Origin of the sequence: Streptomyces griseus, from assembly GCF_900460065.1 — a bacterium.
Lineage (GTDB): Bacteria > Actinomycetota > Actinomycetes > Streptomycetales > Streptomycetaceae > Streptomyces > Streptomyces griseus.
The window spans coordinates 221,635-235,977 of sequence record NZ_UAVD01000029.1; the positions used below are offsets into that span (position 1 = coordinate 221,635).

Consider the following 14,343-nt stretch of genomic DNA (forward strand, 5'->3'; position numbering starts at 1 on the left):
CCGGCCCCGGGAGACGATGATCATCATCGGGGCCGGTCTCGGCGGGCTCTCCACCGGCTGCTACGCCCAGATGAACGGCTACCGCACCCGCATCCTGGAGATGCACGAGATCCCCGGCGGCTGCTGCACCGCCTGGGAGCGCGGCGGGTTCACCCTGGACGCCTGCGTCAGCTGGCTCCTGGGCAGCGGCCCCGGCAACGAGATGCACCAGATCTGGCTGGAGCTCGGCGCCCTCCAGGGCAAGGAAATCCGGCACTTCGACGTCTTCAACATCGTGCGCGGCACGGACGGCCGGGCCGTCCACTTCTACTCCGACCCCGACCGGCTCGAAGCCCACCTCATCGACATCTCACCCGCCGACGCCCGCCTCGTACGGAAGTTCTGCGCCCAGCTCCGCAGCTTCCGCAAGGCGCTGGCGGTCTACCCCTTCCTCAAGCCCGTCGGACTGATGGGACGCCGGGAGCGGTGGCGGATGCTCGCCTCGTTCCTGCCGTACTTCAACGCCGTCCGCACCACGATCACCGTCCTGATGAGCGACTTCTCCCAGAAGTTCAAGGACCCCCTCCTCCAGGAGGCGTTCAACTTCATCCTGTACGAGAAGCACCCGGCCTTCCCCGTCCTGCCCTTCCACTTCCAGCTCGCCTCGCACGCCAACCTCTCCGCCGGGGTCCCCGAGGGCGGCTCCCTCGGCCTCGCCGAGTCGATCGAGGCCCGCTACCGCCGGCTCGGCGGCGAGGTCTCCTACAACACCAAGGTCGAGACGGTGATCGTCGAGGACGACCGGGCGGTGGGCGTCCGCCTCAGCGACGGCCGGGAGATGCGCGCCGACATCGTCGTGTCGGCCTGCGACGGCTACACCACGACCATGAAGTTCCTGGAGGGCGAGTACCTGGGCGAGGACTACCGCAAGCTCTACACCGAGACCATCCACGAACCCGGCATGGTCTTCCCCGGCTACTTCACCCTCTTCCTCGGCCTCTCCCGCCCCTTCCCGGAGGGAGACCCCTGCACCACCCACCTCCTCGACGGGGCGACGGCCGCGGAGCTGACCGGCATCCGCCACCCCAGCATCAACGTCCAGTTCCGCAGCCGCCACTACCCCGAGCTTTCCCCGGACGGCACCACCGTCGTCTACGCCACCTACTTCTGCGACATCGCCCCCTGGCGAGCCCTGGACGAGGGCCCCGAACAGATCACCCGCACCCGCGGCGGCCAGGAGCTGCACACCCTGCCCGTACGCCACGGGCGCGGCTACTACGCCGCGAAACGGCGGGCCCGCGAGGCACTCATCGGCTTCCTGGAGGAGCGCCACCCCGGACTGCGGGACGCGATCGTCGTCCGGGACGTCTCCAGCCCCCTCACCCAGGTCCGCTACACCGGCAACTACGACGGGACCGTGCTGGGCTGGCAGCCCTTCGTCGAGAGCGGCGAGACCCTGGAGGAGCTGATCAAGAAGCACGGTCCGGGCCTCCCCGGACTGCGCGACTTCTACCAGTCGGGCGTCTGGGCCACCACCGGCGGACTCATCCGGGCCGCCGCCGCCGGACGCCACGTCATGCAGTTCGTCTGCCGCGACGACGGCAAGCCCTTCACCGCGTCGCTCGACCGCACCGCACCGCCACCGACCCACCGGGTCATCCCCGTGCCCGTTCGTCCCGCCGCACCGACGGAGAGGAAGTCATGAAGATCGCGAAATGGGTGGTCCGCGAACACGTCGAAGGAGTCCCCGACGTGGACCGCGTCTACGAGAAGATCGTCGAGAACGTCGACGTGAGGCTCGCCCCCGACGAGATGCTCCTGCGCACCCTGTACGTCTCCGTCGACCCCTACCTCCAGGGCATCGCCCTCGACACCCCGATCGGCCGGCACATGGGCGCCGACTCGATCATGGAGGTGGTGGAGGCGGGACCGCGCGCCGCCCACCGCGTCGGCGACCTCGTCCAGGGCTTCGGGGGCTGGCGCACCCATGTGGTCTCCACCGGCGTCCCCGAACTCTGGCAGACCGGCACGTTCCCCATGGTCTTCCCCGCCTACCGCAGGCTGGACCCCCGGTGGTACGACGACGCCCTGCCGCTCCCGACCGCCCTCAGCGTGATGGGCGGCCCCGGCATGACGGCCTGGGGGACCCTGACCAAGTACATGACGATCAGCCCCGGCGAGACCCTCGTCATCAGCGGGGCCTCCGGGCCGGTGGGCGCCCTGGTCGGGCAGCTCGCCGCGCTCGCCGGGGCCCGGGTGATCGGCACCACCTCCTCCCCGGAGAAGGCGGACTACCTCACCGGGCTCGGGTTCGACGCCGTGATCGTCTACCGCCACGGGGACGGTGCGGACACCGTCGGCGACGCACTCGTCCGGGCCGCGCCCGACGGCGTCGACCGCTACTTCGACAACCTCGGCGGCGCGGTCACCGACGCCGTGTTCCCCCTGCTCAACATCGGGAGCCAGGTGGCGGTGTGCTGGCAGTGGGCGACCCAGGTCGGCAACGAGGCCACCGGTCCCCGGCTCCTGCCCTACCTGATGTTTCCCCGCGCCACCGTCCGCGGCATCTTCTCCCTGGAATGGTTCACCGAACAGAACTGGCAGGACCTCCACACCGAGCTGGGCGGCCGCGTCCGACGCGGCGAGGTCGTCTGCGACCACACCCTGCACCACGGCTTCGACGCGATCCCCGCCGCCTACGGCAGCCTCTACGGCGACCGGGCGGCCAACCGGGGCAAGGTACTCGTCGAACTCTGAACGCGACCCGCCCTCCGTTCGATCCGACGGTGCTGCCCAGGAGGCACGTTGACCACGACCGACCCCACGCGTCCGGCCCCGGTGCCGATGCACCGGCTGTTCTTCGAGGAACCGGGGCCGCCCCGTCCCGCCGAGCTCCCGGGAGGCGACCCGGCCTGGCTGGTCAGCCGGTACGCGGACGTCCGCCAGGTGCTCTCGGACCCCCGGTTCGGCCGGGCGCGGCTGTACGCCCCCGAGGCGCCCGCCCTCTCCGGCGTACCCGACCTCGTGAACAACCCCGACCTGATGTTCAACCAGGACGGCTCCGACCACCTGCGGCTGCGCCGCACCCTGAGGCGCGCGTTCACCCCGCGGGCCGTCGCCCGCTGGCGGCCGTGGATCGCCGCGACGGTGGAGGGGATCCTCGACCGGCTGGAGTCCCGGCCGCAACCGGCCGACGTGGTGGCGGAGTTCGCCCTCCCGCTTCCGGTGGCGGTGATCAGCCGCCTCATGGGGCTCGACGAGTCCGTGTGGGACCGGATGCGGTACTGGAGCGAACACGCCTTCTCCGACGGCACCCACGAGCGCGAACAGGTCGCGGCGGCCCTCAAGGAGTTCAGCGCGTTCGGCGCGCACCTGCTCGCGGAGCGGCGCAGCACCCCGGGCGAGGACCTGGTCAGCGGGCTCGTCACGGCGGCCGACGAGGAAGGCGGCGTTCCCGAGGCGCAGTTGGTCAGCCTCGTGTGCGGGCTGGTCGTCGGCGGCCACGACAGCACGATGACCATGCTCGGCAACGCGCTGCTCTACCTGCTGGGCGAACGCCGCGAGACCTGGCCCCGCCTCGGCGCCGACGAGGAGGCCGCCGGGCTCCTCGTGGAGCGCCTCGTCCACCTCGTCCCGCTGGGCGACGACCGGGGCAGCACCCGCCACGCCGCCGAGGACGTCGAGGTCTCGGGCGTGAGGATCCCGGCGGGCGCGATCGTGATCGCCGACTGCGGCATGGCCAACCGCGACCCGGAGGTCTTCCCGCCCGCCACCCTGTACGACCTGTTCGCCCCGCTGGAGGCCCCGACGCTCTCCTTCGGCGCCGGCCCCCACTACTGCCTCGGCGCCTGGCTGGCCCGCACGGAGCTCCAGCTCGCCCTGCACCGCCTGGCCGCCCGCTTCCCGGAACTGCGCCTGGCCGACCCCGTCGACGCGGTCGTGTGGCGGACCGGGACGACCTCCCGCAGCCCGCGGCGGCTCGGCGTCAGGTGGTAGGACCGGTGCGGGGCCCGGCGCTCACCGGGCCCCGCACCGGGGGTCACCAGTCGTGGACGGTTCCGTCGTGGAGCCGGTTGACCGGCAGGTACGCGGCCTCGTACGGGTGGGCGGCGGCCAGCTCCTCGTCCAGCTCGACCCCGATACCGGGCGTCTCGCCCGGGTGCAGATGGCCGTCGGTGAAGGTGTACGCGTGCCGGAACACCGCCTCGGTGAGCGGGGTGTGGCCGGAGTACTCCTGGATGCCGAAGTTGTGCACGGCGAGGTCCAGATGGACGGCGGCGGCCATCCCGACCGGGGAGATGTCCTCGGGGCCGTGGATCGCGCTCCTGATCTGGTACTGCGCGGCGAAGTCGAACAGCTTGCGCAGCGGGGTGACCCCGCCGAAGTGGGTCACCGCCGAGCGCACGTAGTCGATCAACTGCTCGGTGATCAGCGCCTGGTAGTCGTACACCGTGTTGAACACCTCGCCGACGGCCAGCGGTGTGGTGGTGGAGCGGCGCACCAGGCGCAGCGCCTCCTGGTTCTCGGCCGGGGTGCAGTCCTCCAGCCAGAACGGCCGGTAGGGCTCCAGGTCCTTGCCGAGCCGGGCGGCCTGGATCGGGGTGAGCCGGTGGTGGACGTCGTGGAGCAGGGGCAGTTCGGCGCCGAACTCCGCGCGCACCGCCTCGAAGACGGCCGGCACATGGCGCAGATACGCGGCGGTGTCCCAGTCCTCGACCAGGGGGCGGGCCTGCTGGTGGAGGACCGGCGCGCCGGTGTCGTCGGTGTCCACGACCCCGTACACGGCCTTGAGGCCGGGGATGCCGGACTGGACGCGGACGGCCGGGTAGCCCTCGGCGAGCCGGGCCCGTACGGAGTCGAGCAGCTCGGGTATGTCCCGGCCCCCCGCATGGCCGTACGTCCCGACGCGCTCCCGGCTCGCACCGCCCAGCAGCTGGTACAGCGGCAGCCCCGCGGCCTTCGCCTTGATGTCCCACAGCGCCACGTCCACGGCGGCGATGGCGGCCATCGTCACCGGGCCGCGCCGCCAGTAGGCGCCCCGGTACAGCGACTGCCAGGTGTCCTCGACGCGGTGCGGGTCGAGCCCGATCAGCAGCGGGACGACATGGTCGGCGAGATAGCTGACGACGGCCAGCTCCCGCCCGTTGAGGGTGGCGTCGCCGAGGCCGGTGAGCCCCTCGTCGGTCGTCAGCTTCAGGGTGACGAAGTTGCGGCCGGGGCTCGTGACGACGACCTTCGCGTCGACGATCTTCATGCGCGTGTGCTCTTTCCGCAGGTGGGGTCGGATGTCGGGGAGTGGGGTTCAGCCCTTGCTGGCGCCGGACGTCAGCCCGGCCACCAGGTACTTCTGGCCGAGGACGGCGGCGAGGACGACCGGCACGGTGATGAGGGAGGCGGCGGCCATCAGGCCGCCCCAGTCCGTGCTCGCGTAGGAGATGAAGTTGAACAGGGTGACCGGAACGGTCTGTGTCCGGTCGTCGGAGAAGACCAGCGCGAACATGAAGTTGTTCCAGCTGAAGACGAAGGCCAGCAGCGACGCGGTCGCCGTTCCGGGGGCCGCGAGCGGCAGCGAGATACGCCAGAACGCGCCGAACGCGCTCAGGCCGTCGGTGCGGGCGGCCTCCTCCAGCTCGACGGGCAGCCCCGCGAAGAAGCTGATCATGATCCACATGATCAGCGGCACCGAGACGAACATATGGCTGAGGATCAGCACCGTGTAGGAGCCGACCAGGCCCATCCGCGCGAACAGGTAGTACCAGGGCACGAGCAGCGAGATCGCCGGGACGATGCGCGCGACGAGGATCACGGAGCCGGTGCGGTGCAGGGAGAACCGGCCCACCGCCCAGGCGGCCGGGACGGCGATCACGGCCGAGAGCACCGTCGAAACCACCCCCACCAGCAGGGAGTTGCCCATCGACCGCACGATCTGCCCGGCCTCGACGACCGCGCGGAAGTTGTCCAGCGTCGGGGTGAACCACAGCCCGACCGAGGGGTCCGTGACCTGGACGTTGGTCTTGAAGGCCGCCGCGAACATCCACACGAGCGGCAGCGCGAAGACGAGCGTCACGGCGGTGATGGCGATACCGCGCAGCCAGGAACCGTAGGGCCGCCCGCGCCGGGGCCGCGCGGGGGAGAGGGTGGCACTCATGCGTTCTTCCTTCCGCCCCGGCGGCGCAGCAGCACCACGACACCGATGATGAACAGGGTGAACAGGACCAGGACGGCCGCGGCCGACCCGTACTCCTGGTAGTCGAAGGTGAGCCCGTAGGCGTAGACGTTGAGGGTCTCCACCTCGAAGTCGGAACCCCCGCCCGCGCCCTTGGTCGCGTAGAGGATGTCGAACGTCTTCAGCGCGTCGACCGCGCGCAGCACCAGGGCGGTGGCGAGCGTCGGCCCCAGCATCGGCAGCACGACGTACCGGAAGCGCTGCCAGGCGTTCGCCCCGTCGACCAGGGCGGCCTCCTCCGGTTCCTCGGGCAGCGTGGCCAGCCCGGCGAGGAGCAGCAACGTCATCATCGGCGTCCACTGCCACACGTCGACGAGCATCAGCGTCGGCAGCGACTGGCCGACCGAGCCGAGGAACTCCTGCCGGGGTACGCCGACCGCTTCCAGCAGATGGTTGGCGATGCCGTTGGTGGGGTCGAGGATCAGCAGCCACAGGATGCCGATCGCGACGGGCGTGGCCAGCAGCGGGATGATGAGCACGGTCCTTACCCACCGCATCCCCGTGAACGGCTTGCGCATCAGCATCGCCAGGGCGAGCCCGAGCACGGTCTCCAGCACCACCGCGCCCACCGTGAACACCAGGGTGCGGCGGGCGGCGGGCCAGAACCTGCGGGTGTCGCCCAGGGCGTCGCCGAAGTTGCGCAGACCGATGGGGGAGCTGTCGGCGTTCACCGCCCCGAAGGCGTCGGTGAGGCTGAGGTCGAGCGTGAAGACCAGCGGGAAGACGATCATCAGGCCGACGAAGACCACCGCCGGGGTGAGCATCGCCCACTTGAGCCGCCGGTTGGCCTGCTCGAAGGTCCGCCGCCGGCGTCCGGTGGCGGGCCGTGCGGGGCTCGGCGTGCGGGCGGCTCCGGCGGTCCCGGTGGTCCGGGTGGCGGGCATCAGGACTCCTTGTGGCGGTTGTCGCGGACGAGGAAATCGGCGAACTCCGCGTCCGCGTCACGCACGACCGGCCGCACGGACTGACCGAGGATGCCCGCGACCAGCGGGCGGCCGACGATGTCCCGGGCCCGGCCGACCTGGAGGACGCGCGGCCGGTCGTGGCCAACGCCCCGCTCCGCGTTGATCCGCATGGCTTCGGCCAGCTCCGGCGGGAAGGCGGACAGGGTCTTCGGGTCGGACCACACGGAGGAACGGGCGCCGGGTATGCCCTCCTGCTGGAGCGCGGCCGACATCTCGGGACCGGCGGCCCACCGGATGAACTCCCAGGCCTCGTCGCGCAGTCGGGAGAAGGCGTTGATGCCGAGGCTCCAGGACGGGATGTTGTGCGGCTTCGCCCCGGCCGGACCGGCCGGGAAGGGCGCGAAGCCCACGGTCTCGCGCACCCGCGATACCTTCGGATCGAGGAAGTTGCTGTAGACCGCGTCGGCGTCGACGAAGAAGGCGGCCTTGCCCTGCGCGAAGATCGGCATGGCCTGTTCCAGGCTCATGTTGGTGGCCCCGGGCGGCCCGGAGCCGGCCAGCAGCCGGCCGTAGTACTCGTAGGCGGCTGTCGCCTCGGGGCTGCCGATCCCCGACTTCCCGTCCACGACGAAGTCACCGCCGTGCGAGTAGAGGAAGCTCGACCACTGGGACACCGCGCCGCTGCGCTGCCCCCGTCCGACGTAACCGTAGAAGCCCTCCTTCCGCCGGGTCAGCTCCCGTGCGCCCTCCATCAGGGCCGCCAGGGTGCGCGGCGGCCCGCCCAGTTCCTCCACCAGGTCCTTGCGGTAGTAGAGGGCGGGGCGTTCGGTCACCACCGGGACGCTCAGCACCTTCCCGGCCGTGACCGACGCCTCGCGCGGTGCGTCCTGGAAGTCGTCCCAGGCGAACTGCTGGTCCGCGACCCGGTCGCTGAGATCGGCGAGCCAGCCGTTGTGGCCGAACAGCAACTGCTCCTGGAGCGCGCGGACCATCATCACGTCCACGTCCGTGCCCGACGCGTTGAGCTTGACGTTGTAGCTCCCGGCGAGCTGGTCGGCGGTGAGCAGCGTCATCGAGACCCGCCGCCCGATCCGCTCCTCGAACTCCGTGACGCGGCGCTCGACCGCCTGGGACCAGACGTGGTTGATCGCCATGATCCGCAACGGCGCGTCGGCCGAGGGCCTGCCGCTCCCGCCCGAACAGGCGCTCAGCACTCCCGCCCCGGCGGCCGACGCGGCGAGCCTGCCGAAGGCGCGCCGGCTCAGGGGTCGGCTGCTCGTGGACATCCTCGTCCTCGTTTCTCTGCGGTACGTGTTTCCGGCCGACCCCGGGAACGGGGCTGGTCCAACCTGGTCCAACTGGTAGGACCAGTTGGTCTACGCGGGACCGTAACAGCAGGGAAACCTCTCCGACCAGACCTCGAAGCGAAGATCCCACGGACCGGACGGGCGAATTCCGCCCCGGCCCGATGGGCGGGGGCTACCGCCCCGAAGCGGTCCGGCGGCCCTCGGTCTGCCCGAGCAGCGTCTCGATGTGGTTGCGCGCCATCGTGTCGACCTGGACGTCGAGATCGGGCCCGTACGTCCGCAGGCCCAGCATCAGGTGCTCCCGCATCCGCGCGCAGGCCAGCTCCACGTCCCGTGCCTCGACCGCCTCGAAGATCTCCGGGTGGTGCGGTACCCCGGGTTCCCCGATCGACGGATCGGAGTTCGAGCGGAGCATCATCTCGAACATCATCCCGCCGATCGACGACAGCATGATCCGCAGCACCGGGTTCTTGCTGGCCACCGCGATGGCTTCGTGGAAGTCCATGTCCGCCTGGGCCTTCACCACGACATCCGTCGCCGACTCCAGGGCGTCCCGGGCGACCCGCATCGCCGTGATGTCCTCGTCCGTGGCCCGCTCCGTCGCCAGCCGGACCATCTCGACCTCCAGCGGGATCCGGGCCTCGATGAGCTGCCGGACCGTGGGCCGGCCCGCCCGGTACAGCGCGTCGTACCCCCGGGCCTGCCCGGACGACTGCTCGCGGACGAAGGAGCCACGCCCCGGAGCCACTTCGATCAGATGCTGGGCCTCCAGCCGCCGCAGCACCTCGCGCACGACGTTCCTGCTGGCGCCGAACTGGGCGGCGAGCTCCCGTTCGGAGGGGAGCTTGGTCCCGACGGCGATCTGACCGGAGCGGATGTCGTGCTCCAGCTCACGGGCGATGCGCTCCGTCAGGAGCCCGCGCCGGGCGGGGTCCGCGACCGGACCCGGCCGCGCGGACCCCGACGGGGAGGAGGAGGCGGACGGCTGCATGATCGCAGCGTACAGGCCGGTCGGGGCCGCGCGGGCCTCTCCGGCACCGCCCCGGGGGCGAGGGGGCGGCGCGTTGGCCGGAGGCCGGAACGGGCCCCGCGCACCGCCGGACACCGGGCCGACACATCGCGTGGGTTCGGCGCGATCCGTCCCCTTCGCGCCGAGCTCGCACCGCTCTCGCCCTCTGGCCCCGCCTCCGGCGGTGCCGCGATACTGCGACGAGCCGTCGACCCGAAAGGACCCACGTGACCCCCTCACCCTCCGCCACCACCCGGCTCGGCCTCGGCGGCGTTGCGCTCCTGCTCGTCCTCGCGGGCTCCGCCCTGCCCGCCGCCGCGTCCCCGGCGGACACCGCGGGCGCCCCCACGGCGACGACGGTCGAGGAGCAGCGCCTCGAACGGACCGCACCGCGGGAGATCCTGCGCCGCAGCGGATTCGACTCCCTCGCCCCGCGCTTCGAGCGTGCCCTGCGGGGCTCCGGCGACTACGCGCAGGCCGAGCGGACGGTGACCCGCCACGCCTCGGCGCTGTGGCGGCGCGCCGTGGACCGCGCCCAGGGCCGGGGGCCCGCCACCGGCGACCTGAGCCGGGGCGACGACCGCCCGCTGTACTGGGCCCGCCTCGCGCTCAGCACCGAACTGCGCGCGTGGACACCCCGGTTCGAGCTGAGCGACCAGCAGCGCACGGCCCTGCACACCGCCCTGGAGACCTCCTCGCGCGGCCAGGACGACATCCGCTTCCCGGGGCACCGGGTGAAGCGGGTCCTCGTCACCGGCTTCGACCCGTTCACCCTGGACAGGGACGTCCGGATCGGCAACCCCTCGGGCGCGAGCGCGCTCGCCCTGGACGGCACCCTGGTGCGGACCGCCGACGGGCCGGCCCGGATCGAGACGGTCGTCTTCCCGGTGCGATGGGCGGACTTCGCGGAGGGAGAGGTGGAGCGGGTCCTCGCCCGGCAGCTGCCCCGCCTGGACCTGTTCACCACCGTCAGCCAGGGCCGCCAGGGGCGCTTCGACGTGGAGCGCACCAACGGCGCCTGGCGCGGTGGCTTCCCCGACAACGAGAACACGGCGAGCACCGGGACCGTGCCCGTCGACGACCCCGGCTCCCAGCCGCAGTGGACGACGACCACGCTCCCCTACCGGCAGCTCACCGCGGCGGACTCGGGCCGCTTCCCGGTGTACGACAACACCCAGGTCACCGAGATCCCGGCGGGTGGCACGCAACCGGTGACCAGGCCGGACGGACCCACGCCCGGCTCGGCGGCGCGGGCCGGTGGCGGCGGCGACTACCTCTCCAACGAGATCGCCTACCGGGCCACCCTGCTGCGCGACCGGCTGGGGCTGCCCGACCTGGCCGGCGGTCATCTCCACACCCCGGTGCTCCAGTTCGGCGCGGAGAACACGGACCCGCGGACCGGCACGGTCACCGACCCGGACTTCGAGCGCAACCGGGCGGACATCGTCGGCCAGGTGAGGGAGCTGGTGAGGACGGCGGCGGCGAACACGCCCCCGCGAGGCCAGGGGCTGTCCCGCCGGGAATCGCGGGACGCCCCATAGGGCTGTCGTCAAACTGCCGCCTGCCGGGCGGGGCCCGCGGCGTCGCCGGCAGTCGGAGGGCGGGCCCGCCCCACCGGGCGATCGCCGCCCGCCCTTCCCGCGCCGCCGGACCCTACGGTTTCGACCGCACCACGGGCACCCCGGTCCGGATGTCAGAGCCGTTCGATCCAGATGTCGCGGAATCTCGGATTCTCACCGGGGTCCCCGTGGTCCTGCAGCCTGATGTGGCCGGGTGCGGGGCCCTCGGGGCGGCCCGCACCGGTCGGCCCCGGGATGGCGACGTCTCGGTGGACCGTCCTGCCGTTCCACCGGAGGGTCACCCGTGCGTCCTCGACCTTCGTGCCGTCCCCGTCGAAGCGTGCCGCCCGGAACTCGATGTCGTAGGTCTGCCAAGTGCCGGGTGCTGTGGCCGCGTTGACGTCGGGGGCCTTGCGCAGGTAGATCGAACCGGCGTCGTTGTCGGCCGGTGCGTCGATCCCGAAGGACTCCAGGATCTGGAGTTCGTACCGTTCCTGGATGTAGACCCCGCTGTTCCCCCGGGCCTGTCCGGTGACGTCCGGCGGGTAGTGGGGCTGGTACCACTCGGCGTGCATCCGGAAGTCGCCGTACCGCTCCTTCGTACGGATGTCGCCGCCCAGGGACTCCATGGACCCGTTCGCCACCGGCCACTTCGCCGGGCCGCCGTCGTTCGACTCCCAGGCGTCGAGGTCCGTGCCGTCGAAGAGGGTGGTGCGCTTCGTCGGGGTGACGGTGAGGTTGTCGAGGTTCACATGGCCGTCGTCCTCGGGTTCGTAGGCGTACGTGATCGTGTTCGCGCCCTTGCGCAGCGGCACCGATTCGGTGTGGGTCGCCCATGTGTTCCAGGCGACGGTGGAGTTCAGCCAGATCTGCTTCCACCGCTCGCCGTTGACGTACAGGGTCATCGACCGGGGAGTGGGCTGGGGGTCGGCGTTCTGGCCGTTGGCGTAGCGGAGCGCCAGGTCGTGCTTCCCCTTCTTGCCGGCCCGTACGGCGAAGGTGGTGCGGGAACCCGGCTCCCAGTTGTTGTCGACGAAGCCGCTGCCGGAGTAGCCGGAGTGGTTGTCGTTGAACTTGGTGCCGCCGGACAGGGACGCTGACTCCGCCTCGTACACCGGCGGCGCCTTCGACCCGTCGGGCAGGGTGTTCAGGCTGTACCAGGCCTCGGTGCTCCACAGTTCCGCCCCGGACTCCGCGGCGAAGGGGCGCGGGGACCGGACGTGCACCACGTGGCCGGGGCGCAGACCGTCCATGGTCAGCGTCACGGTCCTACGGTCCTTGGAGAGCGTCGCCGAGGTGACGTCGAGGGTCTCCTCGCCGACCTTCGGGCCGCCGTAGCGCGGGGTGGCCACGTAACGCCACTGCTGGACCTCGTACGTGGAGGCCAGGTCCTCGGCGGTCTCCGCGGAGAGCGGCTGCGTGTACTCGATCGCGAAGCCGCCGTCCACCGCCCGCATGGCGCGCATGTCGAAGGCCTCGTCGCCGGTGAGCGTGAGCTTCTGGAGGCCGAACTTGAGCTTGCCCTCCTGGCCCCAGTTCCCCGCGTCGCCGATGCCGCCGGCGTAGATCGCCCCGTCCGGGCCGAGACTGATCCGGTTGACCCCGGCCTCCAGGCCCTGCGTCATCCGGAACACCGCGCCCTGGTACTCACCGCCGACCTTCTCCAGGTAGGCCCGCTGGAGGCCGCCGTAGGTCACGTCGCCGAAGACCATCTGCCCGGCGAAGGGGCCTTCGGGCAGGAGGAGGGGGTTGCTCGGCGAGTTGGAGATCTCGCCGTGCGGCAGCCAGAGGACGGGCTCGGTCACCGGCCGGTCGTCGTAGACGCCGTCCGGGTTGGTGTGGTGGTTGTAGAAGGCGCCCTGCTCGATCCGGACCAGCTTCGACGTCGGCACGTACGCGCCCTGGTTGTCGGTGGCGAAGATCTCGCCCTCCGGTCCCCGGCCGAGGCCGTTCGGGGTGCGCAGGCCCCCAGCCACGTACGACACCTTGCCGGTCTTCTTGTCGATCTTGAGGGTGGAGCCGCGGTTGGGCACGTTCTGCGGGTCCTGGGTCGCGCCCCCGGGAACCATGGCGATGCCCGTGCTGACGTAGAAGTGCCCCTTCTCGTACAGCAGCCCGAACGCGAACTCGTGGTAGTTGCCGCCGAACGGCCAGGTCGCGATCCGGCGGTACTCGTCGGTGACCTCGTCACCGTCCTCGTCGACCAGGGTGGTCAGGCCGTCCTTCTCGGAGACGTAGATCGTGCCGTCGACGTACGTGAGGCCCATCGGCTCCAGCAGGTTCTCGGCGACCAGCTTCTTGGTCACCTTCGACGGGTCGGTGTTCCCGGTGACGTTGTCGAGCAGATACACCTGCCCGAGCTCGCTCTCCCGGCTGCCGCCCCAGGTGCTGACGGCCAGCCGGCCGTCCGGCAGCCAGTCCATGCCGGTGACCTGCGGTTCGAAGCCGTCGGGACGCAGGTCGGTGAGTGTGTAGTCGGGGTGCACCCCGGCCAGCGGCAGGCTGTCGCCCGGTGACTCGTCGATGCCCTCGCACAGCTTGCGGCCCGGGGAGGTGACCCGGGTGACGTCGGCGTCGGTGCTCAGCACCGAGGTGGGCACGACGGTGTACGCGTCCGATCCGGGTGGCCGCCACTCCAGCAGGAGGCGCTGGTCGTACTCGCCGTCCCAGTGGTCGATGCGCAGCGCGTGCTGGCCCTCGGTCAGCTCGGCCGAGCCCTCCTTGGGCTGGGCGCCGTGCTTGCCCCCGTTGTCGATGATCTCCGTGCCGTCGATGATCAGCCGGGATCCGTCGTCGCTGGTGATGCGGAAGTCGTACGTCCCGGCCGACTCGACCTTCAGGTACGCGGTGACCTCCGTGACGAACTTGCCGCTCAGCCCGAAGTCATCGGCGGTGGTCCAGTCGATGGTCGGCTTCAACTCGTCGACGTTCGGCGTCTGTCCGGGCTTGAGCGTGCAGAAGTCCTCCAGGGCCATCTGCACGTCGAAGACCCGCATGGTCACACCCGGTTGCTGCGGCGGTATGTCGGGGGCTGGGCGTCGGCCCGACCCTGGACGAGGGTGGAGAGGACCACGGCTGAGACGAGTACGGCCAAGCGCCGCATGGGCCTGCCTCCTTGGGGGCCGAGGCAGCCGGCGGTCGGTGGCTGACGGGCTGCCGCACACCAGTGAAGGGCAGCGCTCACGGAAAAGGCAACAGGACGGTAAGCGCTTTCTCTCTATCGTTGGAAAATGATGCACGGTCGGGCGCCGGAGGGGCTCGGATTCCGCCGCGCCGGGAGCGCCTCGTCGGGATGCATCGGCTGTGGCAGTGCACGGGTGACCAGGAGTAGGCGGTGAGACCGACCCCGGATCCCGAA

The 14,343-nt window shown here is 71.4% G+C and carries 10 protein-coding genes; 4 read left to right on the forward strand and 6 right to left on the reverse strand.

The window, feature by feature from the left end; translation table 11 throughout:
• The first annotated feature begins 16 nt into the window (after nt 1–16).
• From DTB53_RS20845 to DTB53_RS20855, 3 genes are read left to right on the forward strand one after another with little or no spacing between them, the layout of a single operon-like run.
• Nucleotides 17–1,684: a phytoene desaturase family protein gene (locus DTB53_RS20845; RefSeq protein WP_202476267.1), complete on the forward strand. Its 1,668-nt coding sequence runs from the start codon at nt 17–19 to the stop codon at nt 1,682–1,684.
• Nucleotides 1,681–2,736, forward strand: coding sequence for an MDR family NADP-dependent oxidoreductase (locus DTB53_RS20850; protein ID WP_003964703.1), 1,056 nt, complete (start codon nt 1,681–1,683; stop codon nt 2,734–2,736). Before DTB53_RS20845 ends, DTB53_RS20850 begins: the two co-directional genes overlap by 4 nt.
• Nucleotides 2,737–2,784: 48 nt before the next feature.
• A complete protein-coding gene (locus DTB53_RS20855) occupies nt 2,785–3,975 on the forward strand; it encodes a cytochrome P450 (protein WP_042495576.1) in 1,191 nt (396 codons plus the stop codon).
• A gap of 43 nt (nt 3,976–4,018) precedes the next feature.
• On the opposite strand, the gene manD is transcribed toward DTB53_RS20855, so the two are convergent.
• The 5 genes from manD to DTB53_RS20880 form a co-directional block, all read right to left on the reverse strand.
• Nucleotides 4,019–5,233, reverse strand: coding sequence for a D-mannonate dehydratase ManD (gene manD / locus DTB53_RS20860; RefSeq protein WP_012378086.1), 1,215 nt, complete (start codon nt 5,231–5,233; stop codon nt 4,019–4,021).
• Between the two features lie 48 nt (nt 5,234–5,281).
• Nucleotides 5,282–6,127, reverse strand: a complete 846-nt coding sequence (locus tag DTB53_RS20865; protein ID WP_012378085.1) for a carbohydrate ABC transporter permease — start codon at nt 6,125–6,127, stop codon at nt 5,282–5,284.
• A complete protein-coding gene (locus tag DTB53_RS20870; RefSeq protein WP_012378084.1) occupies nt 6,124–7,089 on the reverse strand; it encodes a carbohydrate ABC transporter permease in 966 nt (321 codons plus the stop codon). Before DTB53_RS20870 ends, DTB53_RS20865 begins: the two co-directional genes overlap by 4 nt.
• Nucleotides 7,089–8,396, reverse strand: coding sequence for an ABC transporter substrate-binding protein (locus DTB53_RS20875; protein ID WP_012378083.1), 1,308 nt, complete (start codon nt 8,394–8,396; stop codon nt 7,089–7,091). The genes DTB53_RS20870 and DTB53_RS20875 overlap by 1 nt, the downstream gene beginning before the upstream one ends.
• A 193-nt stretch (nt 8,397–8,589) precedes the next feature.
• Nucleotides 8,590–9,408, reverse strand: coding sequence for a FadR/GntR family transcriptional regulator (locus tag DTB53_RS20880; RefSeq protein WP_003964697.1), 819 nt, complete (start codon nt 9,406–9,408; stop codon nt 8,590–8,592).
• 245 nt (nt 9,409–9,653) lie between these two features.
• On the opposite strand from DTB53_RS20880, the gene DTB53_RS20885 reads away from it, so the two are divergent.
• On the forward strand, nt 9,654–10,967 hold the full coding sequence (locus DTB53_RS20885; RefSeq protein ID WP_012378082.1) for a pyroglutamyl-peptidase I: 1,314 nt from the start codon (nt 9,654–9,656) through the stop codon (nt 10,965–10,967).
• 152 nt (nt 10,968–11,119) lie between these two features.
• On the opposite strand, the gene DTB53_RS20890 is transcribed toward DTB53_RS20885, so the two are convergent.
• On the reverse strand, nt 11,120–13,981 hold the full coding sequence (locus DTB53_RS20890) for a 3-keto-alpha-glucoside-1,2-lyase-like domain-containing protein (RefSeq protein ID WP_012378081.1): 2,862 nt from the start codon (nt 13,979–13,981) through the stop codon (nt 11,120–11,122).
• Nucleotides 13,982–14,343: the final 362 nt, after the last annotated feature.

Bases quoted from the DNA above. Each gene is read 5' to 3' on its own strand.
- DTB53_RS20845 (WP_202476267.1), top strand. From the start codon at position 17: ATGATCATCATCGGGGCCGGTCTCGGCGGGCTCTCCACCGGCTGCTAC.
- DTB53_RS20850 (WP_003964703.1), top strand. From the start codon at position 1,681: ATGAAGATCGCGAAATGGGTGGTCCGCGAACACGTCGAAGGAGTCCCC.
- manD (WP_012378086.1), bottom strand. From the start codon at position 5,233: ATGAAGATCGTCGACGCGAAGGTCGTCGTCACGAGCCCCGGCCGCAAC.
- DTB53_RS20865 (WP_012378085.1), bottom strand. From the start codon at position 6,127: ATGAGTGCCACCCTCTCCCCCGCGCGGCCCCGGCGCGGGCGGCCCTAC.
- DTB53_RS20870 (WP_012378084.1), bottom strand. From the start codon at position 7,089: ATGCCCGCCACCCGGACCACCGGGACCGCCGGAGCCGCCCGCACGCCG.
- DTB53_RS20875 (WP_012378083.1), bottom strand. From the start codon at position 8,396: ATGTCCACGAGCAGCCGACCCCTGAGCCGGCGCGCCTTCGGCAGGCTC.
- DTB53_RS20880 (WP_003964697.1), bottom strand. From the start codon at position 9,408: ATGCAGCCGTCCGCCTCCTCCTCCCCGTCGGGGTCCGCGCGGCCGGGT.
- DTB53_RS20890 (WP_012378081.1), bottom strand. From the start codon at position 13,981: ATGCGGGTCTTCGACGTGCAGATGGCCCTGGAGGACTTCTGCACGCTC.